General features: G+C 39.8%; 15 protein-coding genes and 1 pseudogene. All 16 read left to right on the top strand.

Annotated features, from left to right (window positions below):
• Entirely contained in the window at positions 1 to 1,401 is a 1,401-nt protein-coding gene (locus DQL14_RS08005; protein WP_108169346.1) for an NAD(P)H-hydrate dehydratase, read from the top strand.
• A gap of 10 nt (positions 1,402 to 1,411) precedes the next feature.
• The gene (locus DQL14_RS08000; RefSeq protein ID WP_108169345.1) at positions 1,412 to 2,878 is read left to right on the top strand and encodes a replicative DNA helicase; all 1,467 of its coding nucleotides are present in this window, start codon (positions 1,412 to 1,414) and stop codon (positions 2,876 to 2,878) included.
• Positions 2,875 to 4,188, top strand: coding sequence for a ComEC/Rec2 family competence protein (locus tag DQL14_RS07995; RefSeq protein WP_162296894.1), 1,314 nt, complete (start codon positions 2,875 to 2,877; stop codon positions 4,186 to 4,188). Before DQL14_RS08000 ends, DQL14_RS07995 begins: the two co-directional genes overlap by 4 nt.
• A gap of 70 nt (positions 4,189 to 4,258) precedes the next feature.
• Positions 4,259 to 5,101 (top strand): menaquinone biosynthesis prenyltransferase MqnP, encoded by an 843-nt coding sequence (gene mqnP / locus DQL14_RS07990; protein WP_231952840.1) that lies wholly within the window; start codon positions 4,259 to 4,261, stop codon positions 5,099 to 5,101.
• The gene (locus tag DQL14_RS07985) at positions 5,094 to 5,588 is read left to right on the top strand and encodes a hypothetical protein (RefSeq protein ID WP_015643723.1); all 495 of its coding nucleotides are present in this window, start codon (positions 5,094 to 5,096) and stop codon (positions 5,586 to 5,588) included. The genes mqnP and DQL14_RS07985 overlap by 8 nt, the downstream gene beginning before the upstream one ends.
• Positions 5,589 to 5,600: 12 nt before the next feature.
• Positions 5,601 to 6,107, top strand: coding sequence for a DUF6115 domain-containing protein (locus DQL14_RS07980; RefSeq protein ID WP_000953109.1), 507 nt, complete (start codon positions 5,601 to 5,603; stop codon positions 6,105 to 6,107).
• Entirely contained in the window at positions 6,101 to 6,904 is an 804-nt protein-coding gene (locus DQL14_RS07975; RefSeq protein ID WP_108169342.1) for a phosphatidylserine decarboxylase, read from the top strand. Before DQL14_RS07980 ends, DQL14_RS07975 begins: the two co-directional genes overlap by 7 nt.
• Entirely contained in the window at positions 6,894 to 7,904 is a 1,011-nt protein-coding gene (nadA, locus tag DQL14_RS07970; RefSeq protein ID WP_108169341.1) for a quinolinate synthase NadA, read from the top strand. Before DQL14_RS07975 ends, nadA begins: the two co-directional genes overlap by 11 nt.
• Positions 7,904 to 8,725 (top strand): carboxylating nicotinate-nucleotide diphosphorylase, encoded by an 822-nt coding sequence (nadC, locus tag DQL14_RS07965; RefSeq protein WP_108169340.1) that lies wholly within the window; start codon positions 7,904 to 7,906, stop codon positions 8,723 to 8,725. The genes nadA and nadC overlap by 1 nt, the downstream gene beginning before the upstream one ends.
• A gap of 24 nt (positions 8,726 to 8,749) precedes the next feature.
• A pseudogene (locus DQL14_RS07960) lies at positions 8,750 to 12,349 on the top strand (type ISP restriction/modification enzyme).
• A gap of 110 nt (positions 12,350 to 12,459) precedes the next feature.
• Positions 12,460 to 13,824, top strand: coding sequence for a S41 family peptidase (locus tag DQL14_RS07955; protein ID WP_162296893.1), 1,365 nt, complete (start codon positions 12,460 to 12,462; stop codon positions 13,822 to 13,824).
• A gap of 62 nt (positions 13,825 to 13,886) precedes the next feature.
• Complete coding sequence (locus DQL14_RS07950; protein WP_108169337.1) at positions 13,887 to 15,002, top strand: SH3 domain-containing protein; 1,116 nt, start codon at positions 13,887 to 13,889, stop codon at positions 15,000 to 15,002.
• Positions 14,989 to 15,705, top strand: a complete 717-nt coding sequence (locus DQL14_RS07945) for a 1-acyl-sn-glycerol-3-phosphate acyltransferase (RefSeq protein ID WP_108169336.1) — start codon at positions 14,989 to 14,991, stop codon at positions 15,703 to 15,705. The genes DQL14_RS07950 and DQL14_RS07945 overlap by 14 nt, the downstream gene beginning before the upstream one ends.
• Positions 15,702 to 16,403, top strand: coding sequence for a uracil-DNA glycosylase (gene ung / locus DQL14_RS07940; protein ID WP_108169335.1), 702 nt, complete (start codon positions 15,702 to 15,704; stop codon positions 16,401 to 16,403). Before DQL14_RS07945 ends, ung begins: the two co-directional genes overlap by 4 nt.
• 88 nt (positions 16,404 to 16,491) lie before the next feature.
• Complete coding sequence (gene gap, locus DQL14_RS07935) at positions 16,492 to 17,484, top strand: type I glyceraldehyde-3-phosphate dehydrogenase (RefSeq protein ID WP_108169334.1); 993 nt, start codon at positions 16,492 to 16,494, stop codon at positions 17,482 to 17,484.
• 15 nt (positions 17,485 to 17,499) lie between these two features.
• Positions 17,500 to 18,708, top strand: coding sequence for a phosphoglycerate kinase (locus DQL14_RS07930; RefSeq protein WP_108169333.1), 1,209 nt, complete (start codon positions 17,500 to 17,502; stop codon positions 18,706 to 18,708).
• Positions 18,709 to 18,720: the final 12 nt, after the last annotated feature.

The following is an 18,720-nucleotide window of genomic DNA, read 5'->3' as shown; positions in this document are numbered from 1 at the left end:
ATGCTTTCAGTGTATGAAAAAGTGAATGCTCTAGATAAAAGGGCGATTGAAGAATTGTTTTTAAGCGAAGACATTTTAATGGAAAACGCCGCGATGGCTTTAGAAAGGGCGGTTTTACAAAACGCTTCTTTAGGCGCTAAAGTCATTATCCTTTGTGGGAGCGGGGATAATGGGGGCGATGGCTATGCGTTAGCCAGGCGTTTAGTGGGGCGTTTTAGAGTGCTGGTCTTTGAAATGAAACTAACCAAAAGCCCCATGTGCCAATTGCAAAAAGAAAGGGCTAAAAAAGCAGGGGTAGTCATCAAAACATACGAAGAAAACGCCCTTAATCAAAATTTAGAATGCGATGTTTTAATAGATTGCGTGATAGGGAGTCATTTTAAAGGCAAATTAGAGCCGTTTTTAAACTTTGAAAGCCTTTCTCAAAAAGCGCGCTTTAAAATCGCTTGCGACATTCCTAGCGGGATCGATTCTAAAGGCAGGGTGGATAAGAGGGCGTTTAAAGCGGATTTGACTATCAGCATGGGCGCTATCAAATCATGCTTATTAAGCGATAGGGCTAAAGACTATGTAGGGGAATTGAAAGTGGGGCATTTAGGGGTTTTTAATCCAATCTATGAGATCCCAACAGACACTTTTTTACTAGAAAAAAGCGATTTGAAACTGCCCTTAAGGGATAAAAAAAACGCTCATAAAGGCGATTACGGGCATGCGCATGTTCTTTTAGGCAAGCATAGTGGGGCGGGGTTATTGAGCGCTTTAAGCGCGTTAAGTTTTGGATCTGGAGTGGTGAGCGTTCAAGCGTTAGAATGCGAGATAACTTCTAATAACAAGCCTTTAGAATTGGTTTTTTGTGAAAATTTCCCTAACTTATTGAGCGCGTTCGCTCTTGGCATGGGGTTAGAAAATATCCCAAAGGATTTTAATAGGTGGCTTGAATTAGCCCCATGCGTTTTAGATGCGGGCGTTTTTTATCACAAAGAGATCTTACAAGCCTTAGAAAAAGAAGCCGTTTTAACCCCTCACCCTAAAGAGTTTTTATCGTTGTTAAAATTAGTGGGGATCAATATAAGCATGCTAGAATTATTAGACAATAAACTAGAAATCGCAAGGGATTTTTCTCAAAAATACCCTAAGGTGGTTTTGCTTTTAAAGGGGGCTAATACCCTAATCGCTCATCAAGGGCAGGTTTTTATCAACATTTTAGGGAGCGTGGCTTTAGCCAAAGCAGGGAGTGGCGATGTGTTAGCGGGGCTTATTTTAAGCTTGCTTTCTCAAAACTACACGCCTTTAGACGCCGCTATTAACGCAAGTTTAGCGCACGCGCTAGCGAGTTTGGAATTTAAGAATAATTACGCTTTAACGCCCCTAGATCTGATAGAAAAGATCAAACGATTATAAAAGGATAAAAATGGATCATTTAAAGCATTTGCAGCAATTGCAAAACATTGAAAGGATCGTGCTTTCAGGCATTGTGTTGGCCAATCATAAGATTGAAGAGGTCCATAGCGTTTTAGAGCCTAGCGATTTTTACTACCCGCCTAACGGCTTGTTTTTTGAAATCGCTTTAAAACTGCATGAAGAAGATTGCCCCATTGATGAGAATTTTATCCGCCAAAAAATGCCTAAAGACAAACAAATCAAAGAAGAGGATCTGGTCGCTATTTTTGCGGCAAGCCCTATAGATAATATTGAAGCCTATGTGGAAGAGATTAAAAACGCTTCCATTAAACGAAAACTTTTTGGCTTGGCTAACACCATTAGAGAGCAAGCCCTAGAAAGCGCGCAAAAATCCAGCGATATTTTAGGCGCTGTGGAACGAGAAGTCTATGCGTTATTGAATGGCAGCACCATAGAGGGCTTTAGGAGCATTAAAGAAGTGCTTGAAAGCGCGATGGATCTTATTACAGAAAACCAAAGAAAGGGGAGTTTGGAAGTTACTGGCATACCGACTGGCTTTGTCCAATTGGATAATTATACGAGCGGTTTTAATAAGGGGAGTTTAGTCATTATAGGGGCAAGGCCGTCTATGGGTAAAACCAGTTTGATGATGAACATGGTCTTATCCGCACTCAATGACGATAGAGGGGTAGCGGTTTTTAGTTTAGAAATGTCTGCGGAGCAACTCGCTTTAAGGGCGTTATCGGATCTCACTTCTATTAACATGCATGATTTAGAGAGCGGGAGGCTTGATGATGATCAATGGGAAAATTTAGCCAAATGCTACGATCACCTTTCTTGCAAAAAACTCTTTTTCTACGATAAAAGTTATGTGAGGATAGAGCAAATCCGCTTGCAACTGCGAAAGCTTAAATCCCAACACAAGGAATTGGGTATCGCTTTTATTGACTATTTGCAGCTCATGTCAGGGAGCAAAGCCACTAAAGAACGCCATGAGCAAATCGCTGAAATTTCAAGGGAGCTTAAAACTTTAGCCAGGGAATTAGAAATCCCTATCATAGCGCTAGTGCAACTCAACCGCAGCCTGGAAAACCGAGACGATAAACGGCCCATTCTTTCGGATATTAAAGACAGCGGGGGGATTGAACAGGATGCTGATATTGTTTTATTTTTATATAGAGGCTATATCTATCAAATGAGGGCTGAAGACAACAAAATAGACAAGCTCAAAAAAGAAGGCAAAATTGAAGAGGCGCAAGAGTTGCGCCTAAAAGTTGATGAAGAAAGGCGTATCCACAAGCAAAATGGCAGCATTGAAGAGGCTGAAATCATCGTGGCTAAAAACAGGAATGGGGCTACAGGAACGGTTTATACGCGCTTTAACGCTCCTTTCACGCGCTATGAAGACATGCCCATAGATTCCCATTTAGAAGAGGGGCAAGAAACTAAAGTGGATTATGATATAGTTACAACTTGAAAGACAAAACTTTTCAGGGGGCGTTTGAACTTCTTACAACCCCCAAAGAATACTTATGGTGTGGGGTGTTTTTAAGCCTTTTGTTGGCGATTAACCTTTATTTAGAATACTTGAATTACCAAAAGCTTGATTTTTCAAAACCTACAAGCTTGAACGCTCAAATCTTATTACAATACCCTAAAACGAAAGATCAAAAAACCTATTTTGTCTTAAAGCTCCAATCAAAGGGCATGATCTTTTACACCATTATTAAAGAGCCTTTAAAGAACCTCCAATACCGCCATGCGCAATTTTTTGGCAAGTTCAAACCTTGCTCGTTTTTGGAGTCTTTAAGATCATGCTTTTTTCAAACCTATTCTTTTTCTTTAACGCGAAAACAGGATTTCAAATCGCATTGGCGCCATTTCATTGACAGCACTCATTCAAGCGCTTTAGTGGGCAATTTGTATCGCGCGTTATTTATAGGGGATAGCTTGAATAAGGATTTAAGAGACAGGGCTAACGCGCTAGGGATCAACCACTTACTAGCCATTAGCGGGTTCCATTTAGGGATTTTGAGCGTTAGCGTGTATTTTCTTTTCTCTCTTTTTTATACCCCCTTACAAAAACGCTATTTCCCTTATAGGAACGCTTTTTATGATATAGGGGTTTTGGTGTGGGTTTTTTTGCTAGGGTATTTGTTGCTACTAGATTTTTTACCCTCTTTTTTCAGGGCGTTTTTAATGGGCTTATTAGGGTTTTTGGCATGCTTTTTTGGGGTAAGGCTTTTGAGTTTTAAACTTTTGATTTTAGCGTGCTGTATCGCCATAGCGTTACTCCCTAAATTGCTTTTTAGCGTGGGGTTTTTGCTTTCTGTTTGTGGGGTGTGGTATATCTTTTTATTCTTAAAACACACTCAAATTTTTTTTAAAACCTCTTCTTTTTTAAGGCGATCTTTTCAAGCCATAAGCTTAAGCGCGCTGGTGTTTTTGAACATGCTCATTGTTGCGCATGCCTTTTTCCCTATGTTTTCGCCCTATCAGCTCTTTAGCATTCCTTTAGGCTTGATTTTTATCGTGTTTTTCCCTTTGAGTTTGTTCTTGCATGCGGTGGGTTTAGGGTCTTTATTGGATAATATTCTAGGCATGCCTTTAACCATCCCTACGATTTCAATCCCTTCGCCTTTATGGCTTTTAGGGGTGCATTTATTTTTAACGATTTTAAGCGCGCGTTTTTTTAAGGTTTATTTGAGCATGAATGTTTTGAGTGCGGGCTTTTTCTTGTATTGTTGCTATCAATATATTATAATGCCTAGCTTAATTGTAGGTTAGAAAAGTCATTTTATTAGGGATCAAATCATTGCTTAAAAAAATCACGCACAAAATCAAAGCTTTAAGCGAATTGGTCGCTTTGGAGCATACGATATTTTCTAGCATGTTTTTACTCATGGCTATGGTCATAAGCTCCTATCAAAAAAATCAAACGCTCTTTTTTGGGTTAGAAACCCTAATCCTTTGTTTTTTAGCCTTATTGGGGGCGAGAAACTTCGCTATGGGGTTTAACCGCTTGGTGGATAGGGATATTGATAAGGATAACCCAAGGACGAAAAACCGCCCGAGCGTGGATGGCAGGATCAGCGTTAAAGGCATGGTGGTTTTTAGCGCTTCAAACGCTCTTTTATTCGTGGTAGTGAGCTATTTCATTAACCCTTTAGCCTTCAAACTTTCGTTACCTTTTTTAATCGTTTTAGGGGGGTATTCGTATTTCAAGCGCTTTTCTTCTTTGGCACATTTTATCGTGGGTTTGGCTTTGGGTTTAGCCCCCATTGCGGGAAGTGTGGCGGTTTTAGGGGATATTCCTTTATGGAATGTCTTTTTGGCTTTAGGGGTGATGTTATGGGTGGCTGGGTTTGATTTGCTCTATTCTTTACAGGATATGGAGTTTGATAAAGAGAGAGGCTTGTTTTCCATTCCTAGTAAATTAGGGGAAAAATGGTGTTTGAACCTTTCAAGACTCTCACACCTTGTAGCGCTAATATGCTGGCTTTGTTTTGTGAAATGTTACCATGGGGGGGTTTTTGCGTATTTAGGATTAGGGGTTTCAGCCTTGATCTTACTCTATGAGCAGATCTTAGTGGCTAGAGATTATAAAAACATCCCTAAAGCCTTTTTTGTGAGTAATGGCTATTTGGGGGTGGTGTTTTTTATTTTCATCGTCCTTGATGTGGGGTTTAAGCATGCATGAGTTGGTTTTAAGATCCCAAGCTTTAGGGTTTGAAACGCGCTTAGTCCAATGCGATTTATCGTTTTCTTATGAAAGGTTTATCTCTAAAAGTAAACGCTCTTTAGCGGTGTTAGAAGAATTTGATTGGTTAAATTCTGGCTTTGATTTTTCACGCTTGAATGTTGAAAATGACACTCTAGAATTGCTCAAAGCGCTGTATTTTAAATTAGAAAAATTAGAGAGCCTGCTTTTAAAAGAAAATTTACTTGAATTAGAGCAAAAGGATCGCATCACTGCTTTAGGGCATGGACTCATTTGCATCAAAAAACAAAGCCTGATAGCGCCTCAAACTTACTATGGGCGTTGCGTGTTAGAGGGGAAAATCCTAGCCTTTTTTGGCGTGGCAAGGGATAAAGATTTTTTAGAAATCACTCGCATGCACGCCTTAGATATTAAGCGTTATGATTCTTTCATTGTTGATAGCGAAAGAAAAGGCTTGAAATTATGAACGGGAGCAATCATGTTATCTTCTAATGATTTGTTTATGGTCGTTTTAGGGGCGATTTTGTTGGTGTTGGTGTGCTTGGTGGGGTATTTGTATCTTAAAGAAAAAGAGTTTTACCATAAAATGAGGCGTTTAGAAAAAACCTTAGATGAATCCTATCAAGAAAATTATATCTATTCTAAGCGCTTGAAAGAATTAGAGGGGCGTTTGGAAGGCCTTTCTTTAGAAAAAAGCGCTAAAGAGGACAGCTCATTGAGAACGACTCTTTCACACCTTTATAGCCAGTTGCAAGAAATCCAAAAATCCATGGATAAAGAGCGCGATTATTTAGAAGAAAAAATCATTATTTTAGAAAACAAATTCAAAGACATGGGGCATTATGCCGCTAGCGATGAAATCAACGAAAAACAGGTTTTGAAAATGTATCAAGAAGGTTATAGCGTGGATTCTATTTCTAAAGAGTTTAAAGTGAGTAAGGGTGAAGTGGAATTTATATTGAACATGGCAGGGTTAAAATGGTAGCTTTAAGCAACGCTCTTTCAAGGGTTTTTGGCTCTCTCGCTGGCTATGAATTCCCTTCTTTTATCCAAAAAGGCATCAACGCTCTTTATGTTAAGATCTTTAAAATTGATTTGAGCGAGTTTGAGCCTTTAGAAAATTATAAGAGTTTGAACGCTCTTTTCACGCGCTCTTTAAAAAAAGAACGCCCCTTTGACAAAGCCCCTAATATTTGCATTGCGCCTTGCGATGCTTTGATCACTGAATGCGCTTTTTTAGACAACGATAGCGCTTTACAGATTAAAGGCATGTCCTATAAAGCGCATGAATTAGTGGGCGAAATCAACCCCTTAAACCCTTCTTTTTTCTATGTGAATTTTTACCTTTCGCCCAAAGATTACCACCACTACCACGCCCCTTGCGATTTAGAAATTTTAGAGGCTCGTTATTTTGCGGGGAAATTACTACCAGTCAATAAGCCCTCGCTTTACAAAAACAACAATCTGTTTGTGGGCAATGAAAGGGTGGTGCTTGTTGCAAAAGACATTCAAGGCAATAGGTTGTATTTTGTAGCGGTGGGAGCGTTAAATGTGGGTAAAATGCGTTTTAATTTTGATAAAAATATCCAAACTAACGCTAAAGCCCGTTTCACGCAAACCTATTCTTACAACCCGCCGATTAAGGTGAAAAAGGGGGATAATTTAGGGAATTTTGAAATGGGCTCTACTATCGTTTTATTCATTCAAAACACCGCTTTTAAGGATTTGAGAGAAAAAAGCGTGAAGTTTGGGGAAAGTATAGGGGAATTTCATGCCAACTGATAACGATTTAAAAACTTCTGTTGTGGAATTATTGCACGATTTAGACGTGCTTTTAGTGGCTCACTTTTATCAAAAAGATGAGATTGTAGAGTTAGCCCATTATACAGGCGATAGCTTGGAGTTAGCTAAAATCGCAAGCCAAAGCGATAAAAACCTCATCGTGTTTTGCGGGGTGCATTTTATGGGTGAGAGCGTGAAAGCCCTAGCCTTTAACAAACAAGTGATCATGCCTAAACTCTCATGCTGTTCTATGGCAAGAATGATAGACAGCCATTACTACGATAAAAGCGTCCATTTATTAAAAGAATGCGGCGTTAAAGAATTTTACCCTATCACTTATATCAATTCTAACGCTGAAGTGAAAGCCAAAGTCGCTAAAGATAACGGCGTGGTCTGCACGAGCAGGAACGCTTCTAAAATCTTTAATCATGCCTTAAAACAAAATAAAAAAATCTTTTTTTTACCGGATAAATGCTTGGGGGAAAATCTAGCCCTAGAAAACGGCTTAAAAAGCGCGATTTTAGGCGTAAATAGCCCAGAAGAAATTAAAAACGCTGATGTGGTTTGTTATAACGGCTTTTGTTCGGTGCATCAGCTTTTCAAATTAGAAGACATTGAATTTTACCGCCAAAAATACCCGGATATTTTAATCGCTGTCCATCCAGAGTGCGAACCTAGCGTGGTTTCTAACGCTGATTTTAGCGGATCAACGAGTCAAATCATAGAATTTGTAGAAAAGTTAAGCCCTAATCAAAAAGTCGCCATAGGCACTGAAAGCAATTTAGTCAACCGCTTGAAAGCCAAGCGCAACCATCAAAACACTTTCATTCTCTCTAGCACGCTCGCCCTTTGCCCCACCATGAACGAAACGACTTTAAAAGATTTGTTTGAAGTCTTAAAGGCTTATAAAAACCACAGGGTTTATAATGCGGTTGAATTAAAAGATGAGGTGGCGCGTTTGGCCAAACTCGCTTTAACCAAAATGATGGAGTTGTCCTAATGGAGATTAGAACCTTTTTAGAACGCGCTTTAAAAGAAGATTTAGGGCATGGGGATTTGTTTGAAAGGGTGTTAGAAAAAGATTTTAAAGCCACAGCGTTTGTTAGGGCTAAACAAGAGGGCGTGTTTTCAGGCGAAAAATACGCTTTAGAGTTGCTTCAAATGACTGGTATTGAATGCGTTCAAACGATTAAGGATAAAGAACGCTTCAAGCCTAAAGACACCTTAATGGAAATTAGGGGGGATTTTAGCATGCTTTTAAAGATTGAGCGCACCCTTTTAAACCTTTTGCAACACAGCAGCGGGATCGCTACTTTAACGAGCCGTTTTGTAGAAGCTTTAAATTCTCATAAAGTGCGTTTGTTGGACACACGAAAAACCAGACCCCTTTTAAGGATCTTTGAAAAATATTCCGTGCTTAATGGGGGAGCGAGCAACCACCGCTTAGGGCTAGATGACGCTTTAATGCTTAAAGACACGCATTTAAAGCATGTCAAAGATCTCAAAAGCTTTTTAACGCATGCCAGAAAAAATTTGCCTTTCACGGCTAAAATTGAAATTGAATGCGAAAGCTTTGAAGAGGCCAAAAACGCCATGAATGCGGGAGCGGATATTGTGATGTGCGATAATTTGAGCGTTTTAGAGACTAAAGAAATTGCCGCTTATAGAGATGTGCATTATCCCTTTGTCTTACTAGAAGCGAGCGGGAATATTTCACTAGAGAGCATCAACGCTTACGCTAAAAGCGGCGTGGATGCCATTAGCGTAGGGGCTTTAATCCATCAAGCCACTTTTATTGACATGCACATGAAAATGGCTTAAAGACTTTAAAAAGGGGTTATTAACATGCTAAAAGAATATTTAGAAAGCATTAAAGATCTTACGCCTGAAAAGAATGAACTCACGCACCGCTCCTTTCTACACAACTTGCTTGATAAGTTAAAAAACCATTTCAATAAAGAGTTTAAGATTGAACATGAGCCTGAAAGAAAGCAAGGAAGCCAGCCTGATTTTCGCATCTCTTATCAAGGCCTTAACATCGGCTATATAGAAAATAAAAGAGCAGGGACCGATCTTAGAAAGATTGTAGAAAGCGAAAAAAGCGATCAAATCCTTAAATACTTAGAATTAAACCCTAATCTCATGCTCACCGATTACCTTAAGTTCGTGTGGGTAGGGAAAGATGAAAATAATGAGCCTTTAATCAAAAAAGAAATCTCTGTCGCTAGCCTTGATGAACTCTCTAAGACCCTAAAACCCAAGCCACAAACCGAGCGCGATTTAATTGAATTGTTCAAAAGCTTTTTCAATTACGAAGCGGCCCCTATCACTAACGCTAAAGATTTTGCAACGCATTTAAGCGCGCCCACCAGGTATTTAAAAGACGCTTTAATCCAATACCAAAAAGACACGCAAGTTTCTAGCATTTTTAAGAATTTTAAAGAATATCTTTATGAAGAATTGAGTTTTGAAGACTTTAGCGATGCGTTCGCTCAAACGCTCACTTACAGCCTTTTTATAGCCAAGCTCAACCACCCTTCTGAAAAAATCAATTTGGACAATGTGAGAAGTTCCATCCCTAAAAATTTCGCTGTGATCAGAGAAATGGCGGACTTTTTAAAGAAGCTTGATGCAATCAAAGAAATCCAATGGCTTTTAAATGAAATTTTAAGCTTAATCAATCATGTTGATATGGACTCTATCCTTAAAGATTTGAATGACGATAAAGACCCTTATTTGCACTTTTATGAAACCTTTTTAAGCGCTTATGACCCTAAATTGCGAGAGAAAAAGGGCGTGTACTACACCCCAGATTCTGTGGTGAAATTCATCATTAACGCTTTGGATAGTTTGCTTAAAACGCATTTCAAAGACGCTCCCTTAGGCTTAAAAAGCGCTTTGGATAACGAAAACATCAAGCTCTTAGATTTTGCCACCGGCACAGGCACTTTTTTATTAGAAGCGTTTAGGAAAGCGCTAGAAACGAGAAAGACAAGCGATGGAGGCACCTCCACTAAAGAGGACAAATACCAAAACCTCTTGAAGCAATTTTATGGGTTTGAATACTTGATCGCTCCTTATGCGATCGCTCATTTGAACCTCAGCCAAGCCTTTAAGGAGGAATTTAAAAAGCCTCTCAAAGAAAACGATGCGCTTCAAATCATTTTAACCAACACCCTCATACAGCCTAGTGAGATCGTTGCTTATCGTGGGCTACAACCGATTTTTGAAAAAGAGCTTAAAAGCGCTCAAGAAATCAAAAAAGATGAAAAGATTCTTATCATCACCGGTAACCCCCCTTATAGCGGGGCGAGCGAGAATAAGGGCTTGTTTGAATGGGAAGTGAAAGCCACTTACGGCATAGAGCCTGAATTTCAAACCATAGAAACCAAGAAAAATATTAAACTCACCGATGAAATCCAAACGCTTTTAAAGAACATTCAAACCCAAAAAGAAAGCAACAGCAAAAAAGACCTAAAGGCCCTTAAAAATCTCCATTCTAAATACAAACTACAAAAGGAGAAAAACCCTAAATGGCTCTTAGACGATTACGTGAAATTCATGCGTTTCGCTCAAAACAAAATCGAATCATTAGGGCATGGCCTTTTTGGCTTTATCTCTAACAACGCCTTTTTAGACAACCCTACTTTTAGAGGGTTAAGGCGCTCTCTTTTAGAATGCTACGATGAGCTTTATATCTTAAATTTGCATGGAAACGCTAGGAAAAAGGAGGAAACCCCACAAGGCGCAACAGATGAAAACGTTTTCAATATCATGCAAGGCGTGTCCATCAACCTCTTTGTCAAAAAGGCGCAAACAACCAAGCCAAAAATCTATTATTATGATGTGTATGGCCAAAGGGCTGAAAAATACGCCTTTTTAGCCCAAAATGATTTGAATAGTATCAATTGGCTTGAGCTGACCCCAAGAGAACCTTTTTACTTGCTGTTGCCTTTAAAAACGCCCTTGTTAGAGGAATACGAGCAAGGGTTTAGCGTTCAGGAGATGTTTCAAGTTGGAGGTACCGGCATTTGTTCGAAACGAGACCATGTCGTTTTCCATAAGGATAAAGAAAGCTTGCTAAAGCTTTTAAAAGATTTTTCAACCTTAGAACCTAGCGAGTTACGCAGAAAATATGATATTAAAGATACTGAAGGTTGGAAACTTGGAAAGGCAATTGAAAATGTTAAGAAAAATCAACATGAATTAGAAAAATACATTGTTTTGTGCCAATACCGCCCCTTTGATTATCGTTGGACTTATTACACTGATAAAAGTTGTGGGTTTTTAGCTAGACCCGTATATGATGTTTTTAAGCACATGTTACCCCCCCCCCCCAACAAACCCTAAAACACCCAATCAAACGCGCAAAAATGTCGCGCTAAACACCCCACGACAGCTAAAAAACAACGATAAAAGTTGGACGCAATGCTTTATAAGCTCTAGCATTAACGATCAAGGGTTAAGCTCTGGGGGAAATGGAGCTGGGGTTAATTACCCTCTCTATCAATTCAAACACCCCAACTACACCGAAAATTTTACGCCAGAGTTTAGAAGTTTTATAGACAAGCATTATAACCACTCTTTTGAGCCGCTAGAGGTTTTAGGCTATATTTATGCGTTATTGTATTCCCCACATTACCGCAAGCGTTATGAAGAGTTTCTCAAAGCCGATTACCCTAAAATCCTTTTCACAAACAATAAAGATTTGTTTAGGGCTTTAAGCCTTTTAGGGATTGAACTAATCGGCTTGCATGTCTTAAATAAAGAAAGCTTGAATTACAGCTTTGAAAAATTAAAAGACGCCACCATAGGCGAATCCTTCTATAAAGAAGCGCATGATTGCATCATCAAAAAACCCTCTCATAACGAACAACGGCTTTATATCAACCATAGCGCTTATTTTGTAGGGGTGAGTAAAGAAATTTATCATTACATGATAGGGGGGTATTGCGTTTTAGACAAATATTTAAAAAGCCATAAAAACGAGTCTTGTAACTTTGATCGTGTAAGCAATATCATTAGAGTCATCGCGCGCACGATTGAAATCCAAAAGACTCTTGGATTTTTGACGAGCGATTTACCCCATTTAAAAGGGAATGACAGCGAAGCGTTAATGCAAGAAATCTTGCAAAATCCACCCCCCCCCCCCCCCATTTAATACCAATATCGCCCTTATCTTATCGCGCCAAGCCAAAGCCATCGGAGACCTTGACTTTGATGGCGCATTCATCAGCAAAGAAGCGAGCGATAACAACATCTACCGCAGAGGTGGGGGATCAGTTTTCCCTTTATTCTGCCTTACCTAATCTCGCTCTAGTTTGCGATAGAGGCTCTAAAGTAAGCCCCATTTCTAATCTTTTTGTAACGAACATGCTTTGCGATTTGCATGTGAATGGATCGGGGAGTTATGCGTTTTTGTTGTATCGTTTAGGCTCAAAATGAGTGAATGAATGGGCATGTTATCTAAATTTTAGATAGAATAAACGCAAAAAGTTGAATAAAACCTTAAAGGTGATTCTTTCTAATCTCAAAAATGGGTGGTGCTATTAACAATGACAAAACGACTTTTTAAAGGGTTGTTAGCGATTTCTCTTGCTGTGAGCTTGCATGGTGGTGAAGTTAAGGAAAAAAAGCCGGTCAAGCCGGTTAAAGAAGATCCGCAAGAATTAGCGGCTAAAAGGGTGGAAGCGTTCAGTCGTTTCTCTAATGTGGTTTCAGAAATTGAAAAAAAGTATGTGGATAAAATCAGTATTTCTGAGATCATGACTAAAGCGATTGAAGGCTTGCTCTCTAATTTGGACGCGCATTCAGCGTATTTGAACGAAAAGAAGTTTAAGGAATTTCAAGCCCAAACCGAGGGCGAATTTGGGGGGCTTGGGATCACGGTGGGCATGCGCGATGGCGTTTTAACCGTTATTGCCCCCTTAGAAGGCACTCCCGCTTACAAGGCTGGGGTTAAATCAGGCGATAACATTCTAAAAATCAACAACGAAAGCACGCTGAGCATGAGCATTGATGATGCGATCAATCTCATGCGCGGCAAGCCAAAGACCCCTATCCAGATCACCATTGTGAGAAAAAACGAGCCAAAACCCTTGGTGTTTAATATCATTAGAGACATCATTAAAGTTCCCTCTGTCTATGTGAAAAAGATTAAAGAAACCCCTTATTTGTATGTGAGAGTCAATTCTTTTGATAAAAATGTTACCAAATCGGTTTTAGACGGCTTAAAAGCTAACCCTAAGGCTAAGGGGATCGTGTTGGATTTAAGGGGCAATCCTGGAGGGCTATTAAACCAGGCGGTGGGCTTGTCTAACCTCTTCATTAAAGAGGGGGTTTTAGTCTCTCAAAAAGGCAAAAATAAAGAAGAAAATTTAGAATACAAGGCTAACGGCAGAGCCCCTTATACCAATTTGCCTATTGCGGTGTTAGTCAATGGCGGTTCAGCGAGCGCGAGCGAGATCGTAGCAGGGGCGTTGCAAGATCACAAACGAGCCGTGATTATCGGTGAAAAAACCTTTGGTAAGGGAAGCGTGCAGATGCTGCTCCCTGTCAATAAAGACGAAGCGATTAAAATCACGACCGCGCGCTATTATTTACCGAGCGGGCGCACCATTCAGGCTAAGGGGATCACGCCTGATATTGTGATTTATCCGGGTAAAGCGCCAGAAAATGAAAACAAATTCAGCTTGAAAGAAGCGGATTTAAAACACCATTTAGAGCAAGAGCTTAAAAAACTTGACGATAAAACCCCTAATTCCAAAGAGGCGGATAAAGACAAGAAAAACGAAGAGGAAAAAGAGGTTACTCCTAAAATGATCAACGATGATATTCAACTAAAAACCGCTATTGACAGCTTGAAAACCTGGTCTATCGTGGATGAGAAAATGGATGAAAAGGCGCCTAAGAAGAAATAAAAACTCATGGGGTTTTTATTTGAAGAATGATAAAACCATGTTTTAATTTTTAGGCGTTTTCAATGAAAACCATCACGATCGTTAGCTTGATTTTAAGCCTTTTGGTAAGCTTTTTGGTTGCTGAAAACGCTCATGAGCCAGAAGAAATCAAAGCTAAAGTGGTTTATGTGAAAATCCCCCAATTAGAAGATTTGGAAAACAACCCGGTTTATATCGGTCAAATTATAGGCGTAACTTATGATTTATTGCTGTTTGACGCTGAGTTTTTGGAAGCCAAAATCAAAGATGAGCTGGATAAAACCCAGATTGAGCTTTTAAGCAAAATGCCTAAATGGAAAAAGGTGGAAAAAGAGCTTTTCAGAGCGACTTATTATTACAAGATTAAGGGCGTAAAAGCGAGCATTCCGCCTTTAGAAGTGAGTGCGTTTTCCAACAAAGACAAATACATCGATCATTCCATAGCCCCAAAAGTTGCTTTGCAGGTAACGGATTTGTCCAAAAACCCTCGTTATGCGAATGTCATGGCTAAAGATTTGCAAGTTGTGCAATACAAAACCAAAGATTATAACGATAAAAACAATATTTTGGTGATGGAAATAGCGTTCAAAGAAGCCACTTGGGAAGATTTTCACATCAAAGAAGCGATCAAACAGGGGTTTGATAACGCCTCTTTAAACCAAATCAAGGCTAAAGAAGGGAGCGTTTTTTATTATTGCGTGTTGCCTAAAACCATTCAAAACCTTTCTTTTGATTATTTTTCGCTTTCTAATAGGCAATTTAAGACCTTATCTTTTTCAACCATTCCCACTCAAGACACTACCGGTATTCAAAGCGATCTTATTCCTAAAAACAATTTTTTAGTCTTTTCTAACGTGGCACTGCTCGCTTTGTGCGTGTTTTTCTTGGTGCTGTTTTTCATTTTTGGGCGCAAACTCATTTTTTTAGGGCTTGGGATTTTGTGTTTAGGGTTTGTTTTGTATCACCTTTTATTCACGCAAAAATCAGCCCTTTTGCTCGCTCATAAAAAAATCCGCATTCTGCCCACGCAAAATTCCACCATTTTAGGGCTTTCTAAAAATGAAATGCCGATTAAAATCTTAGGTTCGCATGATGATTATTATAAAATCCTAACGCCGCATGAACAAATAGGATGGGTCAAAAAAGATGAAGTCAAATAAAAAATCTTTAAGAGCGGTTTATAGAGCTTTAGTGATCGCTATAGGACTAGCTGTTATCATTGTTTTCAATTATTTTAACCGCAAAAACAATAACGCCCGCTCCAGCCGTAGGGCTTGTTCGTGCTTTTTTTCCCTTACCGGGGTTACTTTAGAAAAGATAGGCGCTTTTGATACGGACGCTAAACTCGTTGTTTTAAACCACCAAAGCTTACTAGACATCATTTATTTAGAAGCCTACCACCCTAGCAATATTTGCTGGATCGCTAAAAAAGAGCTGGGCGAAATCCCTTTTTATGGGCATGCCTTAACGGATACCGGAATGATTTTAATTGACAGAGAGGATAAAAAGGGGATTGTGAGCCTTTTGAAAGCGTGTAAAGAAAAACTAGATCAAAACCGCCCTTTAGTGATTTTCCCTGAAGGCACTAGAGGCAGGGGAGGAGAAAAATTCCTCCCTTTCAAGCAAGGGGCTAAAATCATCGCCGAAAAATTCCAACTCAAAATCCAACCCATGGTGTTAATCAATTCCATTAAAATCTTTAATTCTAAGCCCCTAGAAGCCTATAAAGCGCGCACCCGTTTAGTCATGCTAGAAAGCTATACGCCTGATTTTAATTCGCCCACCTGGTATGAAGAATTACAAGAACGCATGCAAAAAGAGTATTTAAAACACTACCATGAATTAAACCCTAGCGAACAATGAAGCTTTTTGACTACGCTCCTTTAAGCTTGGCTTGGCGGGAGTTTTTGCAAAGCGAATTTAAAAAGCCTTATTTTTTAGAAATAGAAAAACGCTACTTAGAAGCCCTAAAAAGCCCTAAAACCATTTTCCCTAAAAGCTCTAATCTGTTTCATGCACTCAATCTAACGCCCCCTAGCGCGGTTAAAATCATCCTTTTAGGGCAAGACCCCTACCATTCCACCTACCTAAAAAAGGAGCAAGAATTGCCGGTGGCGATGGGCTTAAGCTTTAGCGTGGAAAAAAACGCCCCCATCCCCCCAAGCTTAAAAAATATTTTTAAAGAATTGTATGCGAATTTAGGCGTGCCTGTGCCTTGTTGTGGGGATTTGAGCGCGTGGGCTAAAAGGGGCATGCTGTTATTGAACGCCATTTTAAGCGTGGAAAAAAACCAAGCCGCTTCGCACAAATATATTGGCTGGGAAGCTTTTAGCGATCAAATATTGATGCGCCTTTTTGAAGCCAACGCCCCCTTGATCGTGGTGTTATTAGGGAAAGTCGCCCAAAAAAAGATCGCGCTAATCCCCAAAAACAAGCACATCATCATCACAGCCCCTCACCCTAGCCCCTTATCTAGAGGTTTTTTAGGGAGTGGGGTTTTTACAAGCGTTCAAAAAGCTTATAGAGAGGTTTATCGCAAGGATTTTGATTTCAGCTTGTGATTAATGTTTAATGAGACAGAACCCCTTAAGAATGCCTTTATTTAAGAGCATTTGTGATAGAATGGTGATTTTTAAATAAAGGGAAAACATGCCAATTAGAATCGCTATCAATGGGACTGGGCGCATCGGTTTGTGCGCTATAAGAGCCGCCAGTCAAAGAAAAGATGTAGAAATCGTAGCCATCAATTCTACCGCTGAATTAGAAACTCTTTTGCATTTGATACGCCATGACAGCGTGCATGGGCATTTTGAAGCCAAATTAAACGCCAATAGAACCCTAAATATCGGGCATAGTAAAAATATTTTAGTGTTGAATGAGCGAGATATTAACAAGCTTGATTTTTCTGCCGCTAACGCAGAAATCATCATAGAATGCACCGGGAAATTCAATTCCTTAGAAGCTTCAAGCGCTCATCTTAAAAACAGCGTGAAAAAAGTCATCATCTCCGCTCCCGCGCAAAATACGCCCACCTTTGTCTATGGGGTGAATCACACCCATTATCATAATGAAAGCGTGATTTCTAACGCCTCTTGCACGACTAACGCTACCACTCCTTTATTAAAAATCTTAGATGAAGCCTTTAAAGTAGAAAATGCGCTTTTAACCACCATCCACAGCTACACTAACGATCAAAACCTCTTAGACACCAAGCACAAAGACATCCGCCGCGCTAGAGCGGCCGGCCTTAACCTCATCCCCACAAGCACCGGCGTGAGCAAAGCCATTTCGTTAGTCTTACCGCATTTAGGCCCTAAAGTTACAGGCCTTGCTATTAGAGTGCCTACCCCTAATGTGAGCTTAGTGGATCTATCTTTAAGCTTTAAAAAATCCGTGAGTAAAGCGAGCGTTCAGCATGCGCTTAAAGACGCTTGTAAGCATGCCTTTAAAGGGGTTGTGGGTATTGATGAAGAAAGGCTTGTTTCAAGCGATTTTATTTCTTCGCCTTTTAGCGCGATCGTGATTGATGATCAAATCATGACAATAGGCGAAAAAAATGCTAAAGTATTGGCATGGTATGATAATGAGATGGGTTATAGCGAGCGCTTGATAGACATGGCGCAATATATAGCACAAAATTAAAAGAAAGGATTTTTCATGTTAGCTAAAATGTCGTTTATGCAAAACGTTAAAAACATTCAAGAAGTGGAAGTGGGCCATAAAAGGGTGCTTATTAGAGTGGATTTTAATGTGCCTTTAGATGAAAATTTGAATATTACCGATGATACGCGCATTAGAGAGAGCTTGCCTACCATCCAATTTTGTATTGACAATAAGGCTAAAGACATTATTTTAGTGAGCCATTTGGGCCGCCCTAAAGGGGTTGAAGAAAAATTGAGCTTAAAGCCCTTTTTGAAACGCCTTGAAAGACTCTTAAACCATGAAGTGGTTTTTTCTCAAAATATCGTGCAACTCAAGCAGGCTTTAAACGAAAACGCGCCCACAAGGATTTTTCTTTTAGAAAACATCCGCTTTTTAAAAGGCGAAGAAGAAAATGATGAAAATCTGGCTAAAGATTTAGCGAGTTTGTGCGATGTGTTTGTGAATGACGCTTTTGGCACGAGCCACAGAAAGCACGCTAGCACTTATGGCACGGCGCAATTCGCCCCTATTAAAGTGAGCGGGTTTTTACTCAAAAAAGAAATTGATTCGTTCTATCAAGCGTTTAACCACCCTTTACGCCCTTTATTGTTGATTGTGGGGGGGGCTAAGGTCAGCTCCAAACTCACCTTGTTAAAAAACATTTTAGATCTCATTGATAAGCTCATCATTGCCGGGGCGATGAGTAATACTTTCTTAAAAGCCTTAGGCTATGATGTGCAAGATTCTTCTGTAGAAGATGCTTTGATAATAGACGCCCTAGAGTTATTAAAAAGCGCGAAAGAAAAAAAAGTCAAAGTCTATTTGCCTATAGACGCTGTAACCACTGATGATATTCTCAACCCCAAACACATTAAAATTTCACCCGTCCAAGACATTGAGCCTAAACACAAGATCGCTGATATAGGGCCTGCGAGCCTGAAATTATTTTCTGAAGTCATAGAGAGCGCGCCCACGATCCTATGGAATGGCCCCTTAGGCGTGCATGAAAAACAAGAATTCGCTAGAGGCACAACCTTTTTAGCCCACAAGATCGCTGACACTTACGCTTTCTCGCTCGTTGGTGGGGGCGACACCATTGATGCGATCAACCGCGCGGGCGAAAAGGATAACATGAGCTTTATCTCTACCGGTGGGGGGGCGAGCTTGGAACTATTAGAGGGCAAAATTTTACCTTGTTTTGAGGTTTTGGACAAACGCCATTAACTCTAAGGATCG

It is taken from the genome of Helicobacter pylori NCTC 11637 = CCUG 17874 = ATCC 43504 = JCM 12093 (genome assembly GCF_900478295.1).
GTDB classification, from domain to species: Bacteria; Campylobacterota; Campylobacteria; order Campylobacterales; family Helicobacteraceae; genus Helicobacter; species Helicobacter pylori.
The sequence above is the reverse complement of the archived record's forward strand: the minus strand, read 5'-3'. Positions and strand labels throughout refer to the sequence as shown.